This window comes from Methanococcus voltae, from assembly GCF_024807655.1.
In the GTDB taxonomy this organism is placed as follows: Archaea; AGJL01; Methanococci; order Methanococcales; family Methanococcaceae; genus Methanococcus; species Methanococcus voltae_D.
The window spans coordinates 155,933-176,811 of the sequence record NZ_JANUCR010000001.1 but is presented as its reverse complement, the minus strand read 5'-3'; the positions used below and the strand labels follow the sequence as shown (position 1 = coordinate 176,811).

The following is a 20,879-nucleotide window of genomic DNA, read 5'->3' as shown; positions in this document are numbered from 1 at the left end:
GAAAATATTGTTTTCCCCACGGGGATTTCAATAACCTTTTTCTTTTTAAATTTATTTTATTTTATGCGTATTTTTATGATATATTGTTTTATGGTAATACATTATACTGTGTTATTTAACCAATCTTTATATACTATGAAATTAATCATTTATTATACTGCAATTCACAGTAATTGTAGTGTATGTTGTGACCGTATTTCATAGTAAATACGGTGTATTATCTTTAAATAATAATAATAATAATAAAAAATTAATAATAATAATAATAATAAAAAATTAATAATAATAATAATAATAATAATAATAAAATAAAGAATAAATAGTAAACTTGCTTTTTTGAAATTTAATTATTAATTTAACTTCAATTTAAAAAATAGATATTTAAAAAATAAAATATTATTATGGTTGTTATTTAATTGTGGGTCAAATAACAAATTACTTTTTTATCATTTTCATTTTCATTTTCATTTTCAGTTTTATCGACTCTAACAAATCCATATCTTTCAAACTGTACACTTTCATCTTCTTTTACAACTGAAAAGTCTTTCTCTGCATAACCATTTGTTTCTATACCATTGCCGTCAATCACTGAAACTTTAACGCTATCTTTTACAGGTACCCAATGAATGATATTTGCCTTATTTTCCTTTGCGACTATGTAATCCTCACTGTCAAAGTGTGCGTAAACAACGTCTTCGCTTATTTCGTCAATAACTATGTTAAACAATTCCATAAGCCTATACATTTTACCTACTTCAATGTTATCATTACCTGATAGGTAGATTTCCCCGTTGTATTCTAACGTTCTCATACCCATATCTTTATCAGGATGCATTCTTAACTTAATAGTTTGATTGTCTGCATTTTTAACAATAACTTTTTTAGGATTTGCAACAAAGAAAAATCTTCTTGTAATTGCATCAATCAAATCTTTGTTAACTGCATATAAATTTTCCCACGCAAACCTAACATCAGCTTGTTTAATCCCTATATCAACCATTGTTTTATATATGGCTTCAGGTTTTATGCCTCTTTTCCTCATTGCTCTAAGAGTTCCTAATCTCGGGTCGTCCCAGCCAGAATATTCGCCATCTAAAATACCAGCGTGCATTTTAGACGTACTTAAAACAGGGCCTTCTATTTTTAAGATACCGTAGTGTAAATATTCAGGGATTTCCCAACCCATATAATCAAATATGTATTTTTGTTTTTCTGTATTTACAATGTGGTCTTTACCTCTTAAAACGTGTGTAAGACCCATTAAATGGTCGTCAACACTTACAGAAAGGTTCATAAGTGGATAAACAACATATTTTGTTCCATTTTTTGGGTGAGGTGTGTGTTCAATTCTGAATATTGGGAAATCACGTATTGAAGGGTTTTTATGTGTAATATCTGTTTTTAATCTAACTGCGACATTATCTAATTCTCCAGAGAGCATTTTATCCCATAATTCGAGATTCTTTTCAGCAACATTGTCCCTACATTTACAAGCAATTCCTTTTGCTTTTAATTCCCTAAATTCTTCCGCATCGCAATCACAAACATACGCATAACCCATTTCAATCAATTGTTTACCATATCCGTAGTAAGTTTCAAGTCTTTGTGATTGAATAATTACTTCATCGATATTAACGCCTAACCATTTAAGGTCTTCTTGTATCATTTCATAAGCTTCAGGAAGTACCCTTTTAGCGTCAGTGTCCTCTAATCTTAATATTAACTTTCCATCGTATTTTTTAGTAAAGAAATCGTTTAAAACACTTGCTCTTGCATGACCTAAATGAAGAGGTCCTGATGGATTAGGAGCAAATCTCATTACAACGCCTTTTTTGGTATCCACGTTTTTAAGTTCAATTTCTTTCTTTTTTCTTTCTTTTTTCTTACCCATCATTTCTGGGGCGATTTCTGAAAGTTTCTGTTTTTGAGCTTCTAAACCCATATCTTCGACTTCTTTTGCAATTGCACTAATATTCTGGTTGATATCTTTTGCAAGTTTTCTTAAATCAGGATTTTCACCTAACATTTTACCCATAATCGATTTAGGATTAGGCTTTCCATCGTATTTTATTGCATTTTGAAGTAAGTACTTTATAATTACGTTTTTTACATCTTCTGAAAGTGTAGATTCACCCATTATTGCACCATCCGTAAATTTATCAATATTTTTGTTAAATAATTAAATTAAATTCATTTTATATATTATATATTTTCATACAATATTTGATATTCTCATTTATATGAGTTAGTAATTTATAAGAATATATACGATAATAATTACAACAATATTTACAATAAAATCTTTGTAAAATATCTTTTTATTTACAAGATTAGACTTTACAATTACCTATATATATTTATTATAACATACAAACAATGATGATATAATAAAGATACATAAAAGATGATAATTATTAAAATAAACTATTATCTAAAACATTAAATAAAATATCGAGATGTGAATTAATTTAAACCGTAAGATTGCAGAAACTTTTATATAATTTAATATATAATTATAAAAATCTACACATTATAACACTTTTTAACTATGCATATATCTTTTGTTGTTGTTAATTTATCTGTTAGCTGAGTATTTTACAGAATATCAATAAATTACGTTTTAATACTTTTATGTGGCAGTTATTTGTATTAGTATATGTATTTTGATATTACCCGGTAAAAACTTCAACATTATCACAACAAACATAAGATTATGTAAATACAATATGTATTAAGGAGTAGAATTGTGAATATCTGTGCTGAATAATGAGAAAATGAAGAGACATAACGAAAATGACGAAAAGTAGTTTTTTAGATAATTTGTACGATTATGTAATTTTTTAATAATAATGGTGTAAGAAATGGAAAACAAGAATAATTTAATTAATAATAAACACAGTTCCAATAAAAATAAAACTTTTAAAACAAATAATAATCCCAATACTATTAAAAATAGTAATACTAATAATAATACTAATAATACTAATAATACTAATAATACTAATAAAAACAATAACAATAACAATAACAATGGGAAAAATAGATATAATAGTTATAATGGCTACAATAGGAATAATAGGGACAATAACGATGATAAAACAGGGAATTCGGATTCTAATGGTGGAATAAGGACTAATAACCGATATAATAAGTCATCCAATAAACCGATTAAAAACAGTGGGAGAACCACCAACAGAACTGAAATCCAAGGTAAAAATTACAAAAATTACAACGTATCCAAGGACAAAGGAGACGTTAAGGAAGATAGGTACACCAATTCTGGAAACACGAATAATAGGGATACTGATACAAAAGTTAGACCTGCATATAAAAAAGTTAACCATAACAAAACCAACAGCGACACTTCAAAGAGATTAATTAAATCACCTGAAAGTGCAAAAACAAAGGGTACTGTTAGCACTACAAAAAGATACTCTAAAGTAGTAGTTTCTAAAAATATGCAAAATTCTAAAAAATACGCACAAGAAGAAACAAAAACTCCAACATCCGATAATAAGAGAAAATCTTTCATAAATAAAAATTCTAACAGTAATATTATTAAAAATAATAATAATAATAATAATAATAATAATATTAATAATCATAATTCTAACAATAAAAAGTATTCTAAATATGGCAATAATGATAAAAATAAAAATTATACTAAGATTACTAATCATAAAGAAGAAAATAAACCTGATTTCAAGAAAGAATATAACAAGAATTATGAAAATAAATCAAATGCAAATATTAAAACATATGGCAATAAAGACAATAATTATTCAAGAAATAACGTTTCTGAAAATAAAAATGAACAAATACCTAATAAAAAATACGATAAACCAACAGGTAGAAAAACATACTCCAATAAAAGATACAACTCTCAAAATAGTGATAGTAAGGAGAGTTTTAAATCCAAAAGCTTTGAAAACAATAATTCTAACCCTATAAAACGTCATATTAAAGAACCTGCAAGGAAGAATTTAAGACCTAAAAACGAATCAAATTCCAAAGTTTCAATTGTAAGGTCTCGAAAAGGTACAATAAATACCAATTCTAAAAATACAAACTCAAATAGAAATAATGCAATGCCAAAATCTACTACAAGAGATGAAACCCGATATTCAAGACCTAAATTTAAATCACATAATAGAACTGAAGATAAATCTCGAATAGCTAAAAGTATAAATACAAATTCCCATACAAAATATACAGTTAAAACTTCAAAAACTTATAAAAAAGCACTTAGAACTGATTTAAACCCTAAATCTACAAAATTCAAGTTCGAGAGCAAACTTATATCCTATTCAAAAGCTAAATCAAATAATAATACTAACTAATTCACAAATATGCTAAAATTTATAATTTTGTAATTTGTTGATAAATATATTTATTCTTTTTTATTTTTCAAATAATTAAAAACTATCCATATTAATAGTAGGAATTACATATTAATATTATTTAAAGAGAATTAACGAGAATTAAAAGAGGAATCCTATGCAAAGTGATGTAGGTTATATATTAATATTCATCGGTTTAGTAATTATACTTATGGAAGCTTTTACGCCGGGTTTGTACTTTCCAGCCGCAGGAATAGCTTTAATTATATATGGAATATTATTAGTAGTTGCTCCAGCTTATGCTTTACCTTTGGCAGTTATAGCGGGATTAATAACTATATATATAATGTATAGATTCGTTTATAAGTCAGGAATGAATATAAAAATAGGTGCAGAGCGTTTAATCGGGTTAGAGGGCGATTTGGTAGAAAATATTGAAGAAAATAAACCGGGCTATGTAATTATAAACAATGAAAAATGGCAAGCAAAGACTCCCGATAGGTCGGAATTAAAAGCAGGAATTAAAGTAAATGTTGTAAAAATAGAGGGCGTTTCACTAATTGTAGAACCTTCTAAATCAAATAATGAAAATTAATAATTTAAAAATGATTTTTTTAAATATTAAATATTAAATATTAAATTTTTAAATATGTTGTTTAATTAAATCGTAAATTTCATTATGTAATTCTAAAATACTTTTATTTGCATCTATTTTTATGTAAATTGGCGGTTTAAACATACTTTTCTTATTTTTATTTTTTTCATCTTCAAATATTTGGAGATATTTTTCACGTATTATTTTTTGAAATTCAATTTTTTCAAATATTTCATTATTGCCCGTTCTATCATTGACCCTTAGCATTGATAATTCGGGGTTTAAGTCTAAGAGTACTACAATATCAGGCACTCTGGCATACCTGTTAATGTTATATATGTATTCTATATCGATACCTTGAGTATTTTGATACACAATAGATGAATAAACATATCTATCACATACAATATGGTTCTTTTCAAGTTTTTTAGCAAGTTCCTTACAGTGTTCAACCCTATCGCCTGCAAATAGTAGTGCAAGAGTCTCTTTTTCAAAACAACCTTCTGAAAGACCTTTCCTAATTAGTTTACCCACTTCTGAATTTGTAGGTTCATAATCTAATATCGCATTTATCCTATCTGCGAGCATTTTAGCTTGTGTGGATTTCCCACTACCATCAATACCTTCAAAAACGATAAATTTGTTTAATTTTGAATTTTTGTTTTTATTATTCGAATCAATATTATTATTTTTATTATTAATATTATCTTTATTAGTCATATAAACACCAAATAACTATATTAAAATTGCATTTACATTTATGTTAAAATTTACGTGCAATTATAAAGCGACTTATAAAATTGATTAAATTGAACATAGTACATTTAAAAATAGATATGTGAAATAGATATATAAATAATATACAATTTAATAAATTTATCTTATTTAATTTCTTTTTAAATAATTGTAGTTCATTATTTTTAATTTAGTAATTTCTTCCTTGATACTCCAAGTAGAATAAGCTTCAATATCCTCTACGCTATCCATAATTTTTGGGAGGATTCTCGGTTCTTTATTCGCTAATTTTTTGAGTGTTATTAACGCTTTCAATACAACGGTTTCACTTTGGTCGTGCAATAGATTTATGATTTCAGGTAATGAAATAACTACTAATTCGTAGTCTAAATCTGAAAGAATGCCCAAAGCAGTAGTTTTAACACGCCAATGAGGGTCTTGTAATCTGCCGATTACGTCTTCAATATACGAATAATGCCCTTCTGATATAAATTCACGTAATGAATTAAGTGCTTCTACCCTAACGTTCCAGTCGCTATCCATTAAGTAAAATTCTAATCTTTTTATTCTTTCTTTAAAGGAATCTTCTTCATCATTATTATTGTAATATTCAAAATGGTCCTCAAGTCTCAAAATCGACTTACAAGTGTTTGCAATAATCGGTACGGGGTCCTCCATATCTTCAGTACACCACGAAATTATTTCATAGTGGAATTCTTCAATTTTGGAGTCGGAAACAAGTTTTTGAATAATTTTATAGGCATACAATCTTTCATACCATTTATTACTTCGCCTATATTTGGCTACAATCATCATTATATCTTCCATATTTTTGACTTTGTCGCATCTTAAATAGAGAGTATATAATCCTTCTACCGCCCTTATATTTTCAAATTTCAACCCGTTTATAATCATACTTGTGGATTTAAACAAATAGCTAATTGCATACCTTTTATCAATTTTTGGACTACCATGACCTGTTTTATTTAATAATTCTGATGCAATACTTCTAAGTTCTACAATGTCATCGAATAACGCAATACTTACAAGTTCATCGTTAAATAAATTTCCATAATCTTCATTTATCATTAATAATTTAGATATGTAATCTAATCCTTTTTTACGGGTTGTCCAATTTATATCATTTAATAATTTTTTAATAATTTTTGATTCAGTTTCTAAGAACTTGGTAGGTGATAATTCAACCATTTTTCTTGCATATTGCAAAGTTTCTTCATCAGTTAACTCAAGAATGTCTAACATATGGAATATATTAATTATTTCAAAACAATGTTTATTGTTTTCAAATATTTTATTCAAAAATTCAATTTTAAATTTTTCAACACCTTTGGTTTTAATTCCTTTTTTAAGATAGTAGATAACTAAAGGAGTTGTTGAATAAGGATATTTTTCGATACATTTCATAATGTAGTCGAGGTCTATCTCATCTTTATTTATTTCAATACCGTACTCGTATTTTAAAATATATTCTGAAGTTTTAGAAACTATGGAAGCACCGTCATTTAAAGCCCTATCTATAAATACTGCCATAATTGCTTCTTTTCTATCTTCGCAACCTTCATAATTTGAAAGTATTTCATTAAATTTTTTCAATAGCAATAAGAAATTTAATCTAACGAGTAAATTATTATCATTTATTAACACTTCTGGCTGAATATATTCATTTACTTCTTCTAAAATGTCAAATGGGTCCTCTAAACATTCTAAAGCAACTCTTAATACCCAAATACCCTCAGTTCTTACAATACCAAAGCTGTCATTAATACTATCTTTAAGTATTTGTATCGACTCTTCAGAGTACTCTTTAGGATTATTATGTAGTTTGCACCCTAAATCAACCATTGTGATTACTTTTGAAACCCAATCTTCACTTTTCCAGGTATGGAGGTTTTTATTAAGTGTTTTTTCCACATCTTTAAGGTCCATATACATATATTTTCTTTTTACGTTGATATAGCTCCACGGGTCATAAAGTTGTTTAATATATTTTTGTTGTATCTCTTCAGGAACGTCTTTTTTAGTCAACCTGTGCATTATGGACATACAATTTATTATACTTGATTCGTCGTATAGATTTAGCAATCCTAAATTATCATATGAAGCAGTTTGGGCAGCAATTGCTCTAACTAACTCATTTTGACTTTTAATATATTTTTCAGTTGCAATTGTTTCTCCAAGATATTTGAGACACGTAAGTGTTAAGAATGTATATAAATTATTAGGTTGTTCATCTAATGACCTTTTAAGTATGTTTATTATCTTTTCACGAACTGGTGAACATTTTTGTGCAATTAATGATAATGCCATAATCGCTTTATATTTCAAAAAGATATCGCATCTTTCGTTTTTTGATAATTCTAATAATTTACTTATTATTTCGGAATTAACCTTTTCCGGATTTGTATTTATTAATGTAAGTCCAATAACTATATCTTTTGAATCGTTGCTGTTTAGTAAATATAATACTTCACTTCTATTAAATTCTCTAATGAAATTTTTGTATAGGTTTATTATCCCTATATAATCAGAAAATTGGTCGATTACTTCTTTATTATGGCTTTGCAGTACTAACAACGATACTAACCCTTGCATAAACCTGTCGTCTCTTGAATATTCAATATTATCGTTAAATAATGACGGAATAAGGGTACATAATAAATTAGGGTCTGTAGGAAATATTTTCCAAACTTTGGTGACTGCATTCATTCTTACAATTACGTCTGACGAATACAATTCTTTTGATAATATCGTATTGTATCTATCCTTTGTATATTTCATACCGGGTTTTGTAAGCATATCTCGAGCAATGTTTTTGGTAGCAACTACTTTACTATCTGCCATTTTTAAAATGTATGGGAATGCTAAGTAAGATAGTTCGGGATATTGTTTTAATATGTTGTTTATGGCCCATAGTGCTCTTGTTTGAACGACTGCTTTTGAAGACGTTAATTCCATAATCAAGCTTAATAATGATATTTTTGCATCATAATGATTTTGGAAGATTAAACCCCCAAGTGTATTTATGGAGTTTAATTTGGAGTACCAACTATCCTTTTTTAAATTATTTAGCACTTTGGTTAAATTTTCATTCATAAAATCCCTCAGCTACTTGTTGGTGAAATTGAATCTCCTTAAATTTTTAAATATTTTTAAATTTTCAGATTTTTTTAATTATTATATTAATTGTCCATATTTGATATATATTCTATTTTTGTACATAATCGTATGGATATAATTAACCTTTAAATTAATTTATATGTGGAAAATAATTAGTGTAATATTAAATATATTCTAAGTCGTATTATATAATTGTATGTATTATATTCGATAATGAACGTTTTATTTTTTAAAAGAATATATTATTTTTAAATTTTTAAGATTTTTATTTGGTGATTGATATACAACTACCTTTTAAAATAATATTACATATTATTTTATGTTATATATAATTTTCACAATTTATTAAATATTGTACTTTTTTTATATTTTATGATAATATACATAATGATAGTTGATAATAAATAATAAATAATAAATATCTTTAATAGATATAACTTTAACAAGTTTACAATTTATCATTTGAAATAGTATCTAAACAGCATATTGTCATTAAAAAATATATCTCATACACTACGACAATATGTTAATAATTTTTAGATTAATTATATAATAACTAAAATATTTTATCATATTTACCATATTATTCATTCAATATATTTATTCAATATATTTATTCAATATTGGAAATTTAAAAATTCACTGGTGTAATCTATGAATATCGAAAAATTAAAAAATAGTATTTTACAAAAAATGTCTCAAGAAGAACTGGATTCTAAAATATCTCAAAAAATAGATGACGCTTCCGGTTTAATCGATGAGAAAGGGGCTTTAATGTTAGTTGCACAGGAGCTAAAAATTGACATACCATATGAAGAAGATGAAGATTTTGACTATAAGATTTCTGATATATTGGAAGGTCAAAGAGATGTGGAAATCACAGGAAGAATAATAGAGATTTCAAACATCAAGGAATTTAATAAAAAAGATGGTTCCACCGGTAAATTAGCATCTTTAAGGATTGCAGATAATTCTGGAGCTATAAGATTAACTTTATGGAATGATAAGGCAGATTTAATTATAGGTCTAAAAAAAGGAGACGTAATAAAAATTGAAAATGCTTTCGCAAGGAATTGGAATAACAAAATGGAATTAAACAGCGGTTCTGAATTATCAATTGAAAAATTAGATGAATTTGATGAATCAAACTACCCAAAAATAAAAGAGAACTATAATATTTCTGAACTCGTTGAAAATTTACCTGCAAGTATCGAAGCAACTGTAAAATTAGCATATCCTTTAAAAGAATTTAATAAAAAAGATGGTTCTACAGGCTTTTTAAAGTCTTTAATCTTAGAAGACGAAACTGGAACAATAAGGGCTACTTTATGGAATGATTTAGCAAAAATGGATGTCAATGCTTTTGATAAAGTTTTAATAAATGGTTTTGTTAAACAGGGATATTCTGGATTAGAAATTTCTATCAATACCATCGAAACAACTGAAAAAGCAGATTCTTCAGAAACTAAGGAAGTTGACAATGTAATATCTATTGAGGATTTAATACATTACGATAAGGAATTAGTTTCCGTAAAGGGTAAAGTTTTAAACAAGAGCATTGTACGGGAAGTTGAATTTCCCGATAGAGTTGCAAAAGTCCAAGAAATTAAAGTTTCCGATGGAACTGGTAATGTTAGGGCAGTATTTTGGGGAAACAATATCGTTAAATTAGATGGCATTGACGAAGGCGATGAAATTAGTCTTATAAATTGTAAGACAAAAAAATATATGAATAGGATGACCGATTCTGAAGTTGTTGATTTAACATTTACCTTTGCATCATCATTAAATTTAATAGAAAAATCAAAAACAGAAATTAAATTAAATTCAGTTTCTGATTTAGTTGAAAAATTTGAAAATAAAGAATTAGATGCCGATGATGTTTCTTTCGGAGCAAAAGTATATTCTTCATATCCTGCAAAAGAATTCAGCAGATATGACGGTTCAAAAGGACTTGTAAAGTCTATTGAATTAAGTGATGGCGATAAAACTGTTAGAATGACCTTATGGGACGATAATACCAACTTAGAAATAACGGAAGGAGACACTTTAAAGGTTTTACACGCTAAAATAAAAGAAAACAACGGTTATTATGATATAAATACTAATAAGTACACAAATATTGAAATAAACCCAAAAGATTTAAATTTAGTTTCAGTTAGGAAACACATTGTAGATATCAACGAAGAGTCAAAAGTTGAATTACAAGCTACTGTGGTAGACTACAGAAAACAAGATTTAATCTTAAATTTGTGTCCAACCTGTAGAAAAAGACTATCTGTAGTTGACAGTAATTCAGGAGTCGGTGTTTGTGAAACTTGCGGAGAAGTAGAACCTAATGAAGTATTAACTGCTACAATAGTGTTAGATGACGGAACAGGAACTATAAACGCCAGAGTTTACGATGCAAACATCTCAAAATTAACGGGTCTTTCAATTGACGAATTAAAAGAAAAGAATATCGAAGCTTTAAATTTGGCAATTGGCAATGAATACGTATTCTATGGTAATGTTGTAATGAGAAACGACGATTACGAAATGAATATAAGAGGTATTCAAGAATTTGACATAACTAAAGAATTTTAATCGAATATTGATTAAAATTAATTAAAATTAATTAAATTTTAATTCCTATTTTTATTAGTTTATTAGTTTATTTTTATTATTTATATATGCAAAAATCTTTAAAATAAATTTAAATTATAAAATAATACTAACAACGGTATTAAAATCACTGGTACAACATATAGTATATCAAAAATCCTTATTTTATAATTTAAAGCACAAATATCAGAATTTTCCCCGTATCCTCGGGAAAGCATAGCAAAATAAGTACGTTCACCTTGTTCATATGATTTTAAAAACAATGTGCCAATTAAATTGCCAATATTTTTTATTTGCGAAATATAACTTACTTTTTTACGATTTTGACCACGTGATTTATGAGATATTAGTAATTTTTGCATATTTTCAAAAATTAGGTAGATATATCTAATCATTAAACCAAGTACCATGGACATAAAAGCAGGTAGTCCAAGCTTTTTAAGTGCTTCCACTACTTTAAAAGTTGGTGTAGTTGATGATAGTAGTACAATGCAGGTAATACTTACAAAAAACTTTGCAAACAATAATATTCCAAAATTTAGCCCTTCTAAAAATATATTAATCCCAAAAAACGAATATAAAACTGTTTCACCACGTATAAACGGTTGAAATAACACTATAAAGATTCCAAACGGTAATATCATTAATATTCTTAAAATCGTCATTTTTAGGGATAAATTTGATAATAATAGACTTATGATTAAATAAATTTCAAATAAAGCCATCATCGTTAAATTATTGAATAATGAACTGCAAACTATTATGAAAATTATTGTTATTAGCTTCACACGGGGGTCTATACTATGTATGGGGCTATTTTTCATGGATTCCAATTCGATTAAATATATATCCCCGTGCATTTTTTCCACCGTTGAAATTGCTTTTATGGTCTTATCATAAATTAAATAATACTATTTTTTTAAAAGTATTATTTTTATATTTTATTATATTTTTATCCTTTATATACTTATATCATTTTAAAATAAAGTTTATTTTGTTAAAATTAACTTAAAAAAGTAGATATTTAATTTAATTAAGTAATGTGGCTTTTAAAAAATATTTACTCAAAGATTAGTTAATGGTTAATCGGTCATTAATTATTTGTTATCAATATACTTGTTAAAATAACCTCTCGGGGTTATCATTTTACTATCTATTATTTTGGTGTTTGTATTACCTATGATAAGAGTAGTTTTCATATCAATATATTCCATAAATTCCTCTAAATTATCCATTAACTCATTAATAGTGGTTATTTTGAATTCTTCTGTATCCCTACCTGCATTTTTCACAATACCGATTATGTAATTAATTTCTCTATCGTTTGCATAAGATTTTATGAAATCCATAGTTTGCAAAAATGGTTCTTTTCTTTTAGTGCTTAACGGATTATATAATGAAATAACGAAGTCTCCTTCTAAAGCACAGAGTATTCTTTTCATTATTATTTCAAAAGGAGTTAATAAATCGCTTAAACTGATGGTGGCAAAATCGTGGTTTAAAGGAGCCCCTAAAATTGAAGAACACATATTTGCAGAGGATAAACCTGCAACGGTTTTAACTTCTACATCATAGTTATATTCGTTATTTAATTCATAAGCTAATGACGCCATACCATAAATCGTGGCATCTCCACTCGAAACAAGGGCTATATTTTCAGTTTTAGCTTTTTCTAAAGCAAATTTGACCCTATCTATTTCCTTAGTCATACCCGTGTTATGAATTGGTTTACCATAATGCTCCACAAATTCCTTGTATCCTTTATAACAGACTATTGAGTCTACATTTTTTAAAATTTCGTCAGCTTCTTTTGTAATAAATTGATTATTTCCAGGTCCTGTTCCTATCACATATAACATACTTGCACCATAGTTTTACTAAATTATTATGAATATCGACTTTTAAAATTTATACGTTGAATTTATTATTTTTATTTTACTTTAGTATCTTTTCCTATTATATATTATTTTTTTATTACGATTACGTATAAAATGTTGATAAATTATGATTCATATTTAATATGTAATAATTATATTATTTTAAAAAAGAATATAATAATAATAATAATAATAATAATAAAAATAATAATAATAATAATAATAAAAATAATAAAAATAATAATAGAACTAAAATTAAAACTAAAATTAAAAAATAAAAGAATATGGTAAATTTAATTGACATAAACAGTCAATAAATATTCTAAAATTGGCTCATCTTCCCAACTTCTTTTGTATTCAAATTTAATGTTTGTAGTGCCCTTTTCTAACCCTTCAAATATCCAGAATTTATTTCCTCCACTTCCAATAATATGTATATCGTTTGGGATATATTTTTCCTCAGTCAAGTTTATGATTTCTTCGTCATCAATGTGCCAGTACCAAGTATAGCCCGTAGTAGGATTTTCAGGTAATTCCAAGATAAATTCTTGCCCTAATCCGATTCCTTTATACGATGTAGTGTAGCTTGGCATAATGGTTAAGTTATAAGTCATATTTTTAAATACATAACCGCTATTATTTACGTATTCAAAGAGTACCTGTACATTTTCAGACCGTGTAGCTTTTAATCTCCAAACATTATAGCCTGTATCATTTATGGGAAGAATTCCATTCTCAGAAGTTTTATCTGGGAGATATTCTTCATCTACTACCCTTACCCCCATATAATACGGATTTAATTTCCAAGTTTTATCTGTATCGCCATCATAAAGCTTAACGTCGAAGATTTTATCTTTAGGTACTATCATATTTATAGTGTTTGAATCCCCTGATTCAAGAGCTATGTCGTAATTTTCGCCTATTATTTTTATTTCATAAAATATATTTTTAACAGATGTATTTTCAAAAATTCTGCCATTCATAAATTTAAGTGTTGATATACCTTCTTCAACAGCTTTAAATTTCCACGTATGACTTCCACCTTGCCCCACAATTCCCAATGTATTTTTATTTGGCATATATTCCTCGCTTAATAACTCTAATTTATTATCACTAACGTATTGCCATTCGTAGCCAGTAGTAGGGTTTTCATTAAGTGATATTTCAAACGTATCTCCAATTTTAATGGTTTTTTCAACATATTCGGAGTCTGGTATTACCATACATTCATAATCACTACATTGTGTAGCATTTCCATTTGGAGAATATAATTTAAATTCTGCATTGACATAACAAGGTGCTGTACCGCTTAATTCCCATATTCTCATTCCAGGCGAACCTAAAATCATAGGGTCCATATTATAAGGGGTGAATCCCTTATCTATCATTTTCATACCCATTTGTGATTGTGAGTAATTTTGTAAAATGCCATTGCAGTAGTACTTGTAATGCCACACGTATCCCGCAGTAGGGTTTTCATTAAGCATTACATATTGCGTATATCCTTGAGGGATATACCTATTAGGGTTTTCATTAACTGAAAGTATATATTCTCTCGTCATAAGTGCTTTTGAACTGTTTTCATCCCAGTATGTGAATCTAACTTTTGAAATCCCTGGATTAGTACCTTTGATATACCAGGTATTTACGGGACCTATGTTATTATAGCCTTGATTACCATCATAATTCACATATTCAATATTTGCGGAATCCCCTTCTATTTCAGCAATCCATTTGTACCCCATACCATTTTTAGACATAAAACTTGGATTTACGACTTCAGAAATACCTATTTCTTTTAATAATGGTGTATTTTCATCTAATATTGTAAAATGGTATCCTAATCTTTCAATCGGTTCTTCAAGTCCTTGTTGACCTACCTTAGCCAAATAGAACATTGCATATGGTTCAGAAGGTACTTGACTTTTAATATAATATTCGTGATATCCCCCACTGCCCAAAAGTCCTTCAGAACTTTGATACATGTGATATCCTTTGTCAGTTATAAAACCTAATTCGTTTGTATCGGTTGAATAGTGCCAAGTGTATCCTGTAGATGGATTTTCTGGTAATCTTAATATATAAACTTCATCTTTTGCTAATTCTTTATTTATTAATTTCATATTTCCATATTGTGATGTATTACTATATGAACAGAATTCATTCATTTCTGAGTAATCGTACTCTAAACAATTGCAATACTGTCCTTGACCCATACCTTGATTAAAAGTATAGTAATCACCCAGTTCTTTTTGTATTGTGGTTAAATCTTTATTTGCAATATTATAGTTTGAGTAATCTGCAAAAACGATTCCTGAACTTGCTAATATCAACATTAGCGCAATAATATGATAAAGTTTTAACTTCATTATTTCCCCTCCCTGTAATATATAATATTATTTTTTTCATTTATGTATCTATCTTTTTTAATATTCCGTATATTATTGACGTAATACGTTAATAATATTTTTAATAACATTTAATAAAAAAATGACAAACAATAAAAATGGTTATTTACATATATTAATATACTAATTTTATATATAAAATATTGAATTAAATATATTTGACAGAATAATTACTTAACTAATTAATTACTTAACTAATTAGCTAATTAATTAGTCGTACGTTTAATTAATAAATCAATCAACTATAATAAAATGTATTAATAATCAAAAGTTTGATTGAATAAATCTTATAACTTGTACTTTAGACAATTGTTCAATTTGAACTATATTCTGGGGGGAATATGACTAAAAGTATCAAAAAAGATGATAAAATCAACGTTGAAAAAGTAGACGTATCTAATTCGATTGAAGAAGAATTGGATGAAGTAAATTCTTTGAGAAATCAAATGCTATCAAAGGGGACTGTAAATGTATCGAAATATGCAAAAAGACGGGGTGTAATATTACCCGTTTATCTTTCAAACAATAGTTATGCTAAATTGTGTGAAAATTGCGAAGATACTTCATATTTTAGTAAATTATACGGACTTTTGAAAGATTTTCGACATATAATACAAGAAGAGCAAAAACCATTCATAATGTTTACACATCGAATAAATAATGAAACTTTGGAATTTATGGCAATATTGTACAATGAAGACAATGAAAAAGCGTGGTATTTGATATCGCCGGAATATTCGTTTTACAATTATTTAAGAAATTTAATGTAAATCTTTATTTTTTTTATTTTATTTTATTTTTTTATTTTATTATTATTATTTTATTTTATTATTATTATTTTTTTATTTTATTTTTCATAACAATTTGCAATAATAAATATTACTAAAATGGTGTACTATATATTCAAATATTCTTCACAATAAATTTAATTTGGATTTTTAACCTTTTTTTAAGTTCTTTTTTACATTTTTTAATCGTTTTATTTGCAATATTGGATAAAATCAATAAAATGATATATTTAAATTAAGTTTTAGTAATATTTATATTAGATTACTTATAAAATTTAATATGTATTTACATTATATTAAACATATTTAAACGGAGGAAATAACGTATGTTAAAAAGCATTGCGAATTATTTTGAATTTGAAAAGTACGGTACAAACTATAAAACTGAAACTATGGCTGGTATAACCACATTTATGACAATGGGCTATATTATAGCAGTTAACCCTGGAATGTTAAGTTTAACAGGTATGGATTATGGTGCAGTATTGGTTGCCACATGTGTTGCAGCAGCAATTTCAACATTTGTAATGGGGGTTTATGCAAAATATCCATTCGCTTTAGCTCCAGGAATGGGACTCAACGCTTACTTTACGTACTCAGTATGTATGGGTATGGGCGTAGATTGGAGAGTCGCATTAGGTGCTGTTTTTATTTCTGGTATTGTTTTTATTCTTCTTACATTAGCAAAAGTTAGGTCCTGGATTTTCCACGCTATACCAAATGCTTTAAAATACGGTACTGCGGTAGGTATCGGTCTTTTTATAACAATCATTGGATTAATTAACGCAGGTATAATCGTAGACAACCCTGCTACATTGGTCGGTATTGGTAATATGAACAGTCCTGCTGTTATTTTGGCAGTGGTGGGTTTATTATTAATTGGGGTAATGTCTGCTAAAAGAGTTAAAGGTGCTATTTTAATAGGTATATTATTAACAGCATTTTTGGGTATGATATTAGGTGTATCTCCATTCCCTGCAGGGATTGTTTCAATGCCTCCTGACGTAATGCCCACATTTTTACAAATGGATGTTTTAGGCGCTTTAAATATGGGTTTAGTTTCCATTATATTCGCATTCTTATTCGTAGATTTATTTGATACAATCGGTACATTAAACGCATTGAGTGCACAAGCAGGTTATTTGGATAAAGAAGGTAAATTGCCAAGAGTAGACAAAGCTTTAATGGCTGATTCCGTGGGTACTTCAATAGGTGCTATATTTGGTACGTCAACCGTTACATCATACGTCGAAGCAGCTTCTGGTATTGGAGTAGGTGGTAGGACAGGATTTGCAGCAGTTATCGTTGCTTTATTATTCCTATTATCAGTATTTTTCTATCCGTTAGTTTCAGCAATCCCCGGATATGCCACAGCACCAGCTTTAATATTTGTAGGTTCTTTAATGATATTGGCAATCAGAAATATTGATTTAGATGATATTACCGAAGCTTTACCTGCATTTATTACATTAGTGGGTATTCCATTTACATACAGCATTGCAAACGGTCTTGCATTAGGTTTCATATCATACCCTATATTAAAAGTATTTTCAGGAAAATACAAGGAAGTACACCCATTAGTTTACATATTGGCATTTTTATTTGTACTTAAATTTGCAATATATGGGCAATAATAAAATAAAAGAATAATAAAATAATAATAAAATATTTTAATTTATTTTTAAATTTTAACTTTTTTAAATCAAAAGATTAAAACAAAAAGGAAATACAAAAAGGAAATACCAAAAACGCTATTTTATCTTTCCAATTCATTAATATCTTTACATATGCAAAATTCACAAATGGATAAATCATTTTTTTGTGCTTCTTTTATGGGGCAGTAATAAACACCTTTTTTAGATACAATAGATTTTTTACCTGGGAATTTTGTAGTTAACGCGTGTAATGGTTTTTTAGCAAAGAAAACTAAGTAAGGAATTACTATTCTATATATTTTGTATGATTTACGTTCTTTATTTGATAAAACTTCCAATCTATCGATTAATTTTTTTAAGTCCTCGTCATTTATCTCAAAAGTTTCTATACTATTCAAGTCTAATGATTTAATCTCTTTAATTATTTTTGGGAAAAATGTAAAGAAGTCATCGATATAGCACTGTTTATATTCCTCGGGCAAATATTTTAACTCTTTTTCAAGTTCAGATTTTGCATTTATAAAATCATAAATACTTATTTCAAAACTCAGGTCTTTTAAATCAGTTAATAACGTTTTTATGTCCAAATTTTCACCTTAAAAAATTTAAGAAATTAAAAGAAACCTTCAACAAGTTTTGAGATAACAGCTACTAATACGCCACCGGCTACCATTTTAGCCCCTGCAATCATTAGATTTTCACGTGAAAGTTTCCCGATATATATTCCCAATATAAATAATATTATAAGCGTTAAAAATATTGCTAAAAGTATTGCTTCAGCAGGTTTAACCAGGAAAAACGGTATTACAGGAATTACCGAACCTATTATCGTACTTATGCCATCGTAAATACCACAGTAAGCACTTTTTTCCACTTTAACTTTATATTCGCTTGTTTTTTTTAAATATCCTTCTTCCATTAACAAGTTTTTTTCTTTATAACTACGTTCTTCTTCAATCATTGCCCTTTCAGCAGTTAATGCACCCAATATATTAGAAATTCCATTTGCAATACCACCACCTATGCCTGCGGCTATTATAATAGAGGCAGAACCTGTACTTGCACCAATTACCACGCCCAAAGTGGATAAAGAACCATCTATAAGCCCTCTTACCACATATCTTTTATCAAATTCTTCAATAAAAGATTTTAAAAATATTTTGATTGATTCAAAATTAAATTTCATAATAAATCCGCTCTATTGTCCTTTATTTTTATCATATTATAATTTTTATAAGTTTTATAAATTCATTGTCTTTAAATTCTTTAATTATTTGTAATTCATTTTTTGAATTTTTTCTGCCATTTCATAATTTACAAAAAAATCATCAATTATATTTTTTAAAGAACCAATAGAATTAGTCTGGACTGAAAATACTAATTTTCCATTATTTTCCATTGTCGTTAAATTTTTATCATTTAATTCTTCAAATTTGGTGGTTATAATTAATCCTTCGTCTACATCATCAATTTTCAAGCTATCTACAACGATTTTTGAAGAATTAAAACCCATTTTATACTTTATAGTTGTCATAGAATCATCTAATCAGTTTGGTTTACTGTATTATTTTCTTTTTTATAATTTTTATAGGTTCTATAATTTTTATAATTATATATTGTAGTTTTCTTTTTATTATGGGTTATTTAATATCTAAACCCCTTTTTTTAAGTTCAGTAATCATTTCCTCAGGAATTTTGGGACATACTAATGAAGAACGAGCTTCTTCTTTTGTCATTAACCCATATCGTATCATTGCAGAAACTCTGTCATATTCAAAGCTAATATGGTGCTTTTTATAAAATTCTTGCAAAGCATATCCTAATATTAAACAATTGGTGGTATAACCTGCCAAATCTGGCTTTTTCCAAGGTAATTTATCTAATATTTCATATCTCTCTTTTTCAGATAACTTATATCCTACCAATAATCTTGCTAAAGTAATATCTTTTTTCATATTTCGCAACGCAGTCGTTCCAAATGGCAATTCATGACCTGTAACTATTGTATCAATGTTTGTTTGCCGTGCAAAATGCCATAATTCGTGCATATTCATGTCTGAGCATATCCTACAAGGTGATTCGCCCCTACTTATCATTTTATTGAAAAACTTTGTATAATCCCTATTTAAAACAATCCAGTCAACTTTAAAGTATTTTGCAATGTTTTTACAGTTTTCCATTGATTCCTCAGCCATATATCCGTTATCAACAGTTATACATAATGGTTTCATCTTTAAATCATTTATAAGGAGGTATAAAGCTACTACGCTATCTTTGCCTCCAGAAAATCCTAAAATGCAATCATATTTATTATTTTTTTGTTTTTGAGCTTTCAAATGGTCAAAAAGTTCTTTGCTCATTTTTTCAAAATTTCGAGGGAATCTTAAGGAATTTATGCACTCAATACATAGTTTTTTGCCATTATATTCATACATAGGACGTGTTTCACTATTGTGTAGACACAATTCACATTCTGCGTACTTATTGTAAGGTTTTGCCCCAAATTCTTCTAATTCTTTTGTTTTTTTAGCAAATTTTAGTTCAGGAGATAATTTATTTAAATTAATACTTTTTTCGACGTTATTTTTTGTTTTATTTTCCATATATATCATTTAAATCATTTAAATCATTTAACTTACATAACTTATCTAATTTATCTAATTTATCTAACTTATTTAATTATTTGACTTATATTACATATCTCATTTTAATGCAAATAATTATGAAATTTTTAATATA

Annotated in this window: 15 protein-coding genes; 5 read left to right on the top strand and 10 right to left on the bottom strand. The window is 27.3% G+C overall.

Annotated elements, in window-relative coordinates:
• Positions 1-412 precede the first annotated feature (412 nt).
• On the bottom strand, positions 413-2,137 hold the full coding sequence (locus J3E06_RS00735; RefSeq protein ID WP_013180403.1) for a glutamate--tRNA ligase: 1,725 nt from the start codon (positions 2,135-2,137) through the stop codon (positions 413-415).
• Positions 2,138-2,861: 724 nt separating this feature from the next.
• Here J3E06_RS00735 and J3E06_RS00730 point away from each other — a divergent pair.
• Complete coding sequence (locus J3E06_RS00730) at positions 2,862-4,340, top strand: hypothetical protein (RefSeq protein ID WP_013180402.1); 1,479 nt, start codon at positions 2,862-2,864, stop codon at positions 4,338-4,340.
• Positions 4,341-4,497: 157 nt separating this feature from the next.
• The gene (locus J3E06_RS00725; RefSeq protein ID WP_013180401.1) at positions 4,498-4,935 is read left to right on the top strand and encodes an NfeD family protein; all 438 of its coding nucleotides are present in this window, start codon (positions 4,498-4,500) and stop codon (positions 4,933-4,935) included.
• Between the two features lie 48 nt (positions 4,936-4,983).
• On the opposite strand, the gene tmk is transcribed toward J3E06_RS00725, so the two are convergent.
• Complete coding sequence (gene tmk, locus J3E06_RS00720) at positions 4,984-5,655, bottom strand: dTMP kinase (protein WP_013180400.1); 672 nt, start codon at positions 5,653-5,655, stop codon at positions 4,984-4,986.
• A 165-nt stretch (positions 5,656-5,820) separates the two neighbouring features.
• Positions 5,821-8,784: a HEAT repeat domain-containing protein gene (locus J3E06_RS00715; RefSeq protein WP_013180399.1), complete on the bottom strand. Its 2,964-nt coding sequence runs from the start codon at positions 8,782-8,784 to the stop codon at positions 5,821-5,823.
• Between the two features lie 678 nt (positions 8,785-9,462).
• Here J3E06_RS00715 and J3E06_RS00710 point away from each other — a divergent pair.
• The gene (locus J3E06_RS00710) at positions 9,463-11,394 is read left to right on the top strand and encodes an OB-fold nucleic acid binding domain-containing protein (RefSeq protein WP_013180398.1); all 1,932 of its coding nucleotides are present in this window, start codon (positions 9,463-9,465) and stop codon (positions 11,392-11,394) included.
• Between the two features lie 98 nt (positions 11,395-11,492).
• On the opposite strand, the gene cbiQ is transcribed toward J3E06_RS00710, so the two are convergent.
• The 3 genes from cbiQ to J3E06_RS00695 form a co-directional block, all read right to left on the bottom strand.
• A complete protein-coding gene (gene cbiQ / locus J3E06_RS00705) occupies positions 11,493-12,272 on the bottom strand; it encodes a cobalt ECF transporter T component CbiQ (RefSeq protein WP_013180397.1) in 780 nt (259 codons plus the stop codon).
• Between the two features lie 237 nt (positions 12,273-12,509).
• On the bottom strand, positions 12,510-13,271 hold the full coding sequence (gene cobJ / locus J3E06_RS00700; RefSeq protein WP_013180396.1) for a precorrin-3B C(17)-methyltransferase: 762 nt from the start codon (positions 13,269-13,271) through the stop codon (positions 12,510-12,512).
• Between the two features lie 311 nt (positions 13,272-13,582).
• The gene (locus J3E06_RS00695; protein WP_013180395.1) at positions 13,583-15,658 is read right to left on the bottom strand and encodes a protease inhibitor I42 family protein; all 2,076 of its coding nucleotides are present in this window, start codon (positions 15,656-15,658) and stop codon (positions 13,583-13,585) included.
• A gap of 380 nt (positions 15,659-16,038) precedes the next feature.
• Between J3E06_RS00695 and J3E06_RS00690 the strand changes: the two genes are divergently transcribed.
• Both J3E06_RS00690 and J3E06_RS00685 read left to right on the top strand, forming a co-directional pair.
• A complete protein-coding gene (locus J3E06_RS00690) occupies positions 16,039-16,467 on the top strand; it encodes a hypothetical protein (protein ID WP_013180394.1) in 429 nt (142 codons plus the stop codon).
• Between the two features lie 344 nt (positions 16,468-16,811).
• On the top strand, positions 16,812-18,119 hold the full coding sequence (locus tag J3E06_RS00685) for an NCS2 family permease (RefSeq protein ID WP_013180393.1): 1,308 nt from the start codon (positions 16,812-16,814) through the stop codon (positions 18,117-18,119).
• A gap of 122 nt (positions 18,120-18,241) precedes the next feature.
• Here the strand turns inward: J3E06_RS00685 and J3E06_RS00680 are convergent, their stop codons facing one another.
• From J3E06_RS00680 to J3E06_RS00665, 4 genes are all read right to left on the bottom strand, one after another.
• The gene (locus tag J3E06_RS00680) at positions 18,242-18,727 is read right to left on the bottom strand and encodes a DUF2115 domain-containing protein (protein WP_013180392.1); all 486 of its coding nucleotides are present in this window, start codon (positions 18,725-18,727) and stop codon (positions 18,242-18,244) included.
• Positions 18,728-18,753: 26 nt separating this feature from the next.
• The gene (locus tag J3E06_RS00675) at positions 18,754-19,326 is read right to left on the bottom strand and encodes a TIGR00267 family protein (RefSeq protein WP_013180391.1); all 573 of its coding nucleotides are present in this window, start codon (positions 19,324-19,326) and stop codon (positions 18,754-18,756) included.
• Positions 19,327-19,410: 84 nt separating this feature from the next.
• Positions 19,411-19,674 (bottom strand): KEOPS complex subunit Pcc1, encoded by a 264-nt coding sequence (locus J3E06_RS00670; protein WP_013180390.1) that lies wholly within the window; start codon positions 19,672-19,674, stop codon positions 19,411-19,413.
• Between the two features lie 106 nt (positions 19,675-19,780).
• The gene (locus J3E06_RS00665) at positions 19,781-20,575 is read right to left on the bottom strand and encodes a hypothetical protein (RefSeq protein WP_259163803.1); all 795 of its coding nucleotides are present in this window, start codon (positions 20,573-20,575) and stop codon (positions 19,781-19,783) included.
• Between the last annotated feature and the right edge of the window lie 304 nt (positions 20,576-20,879).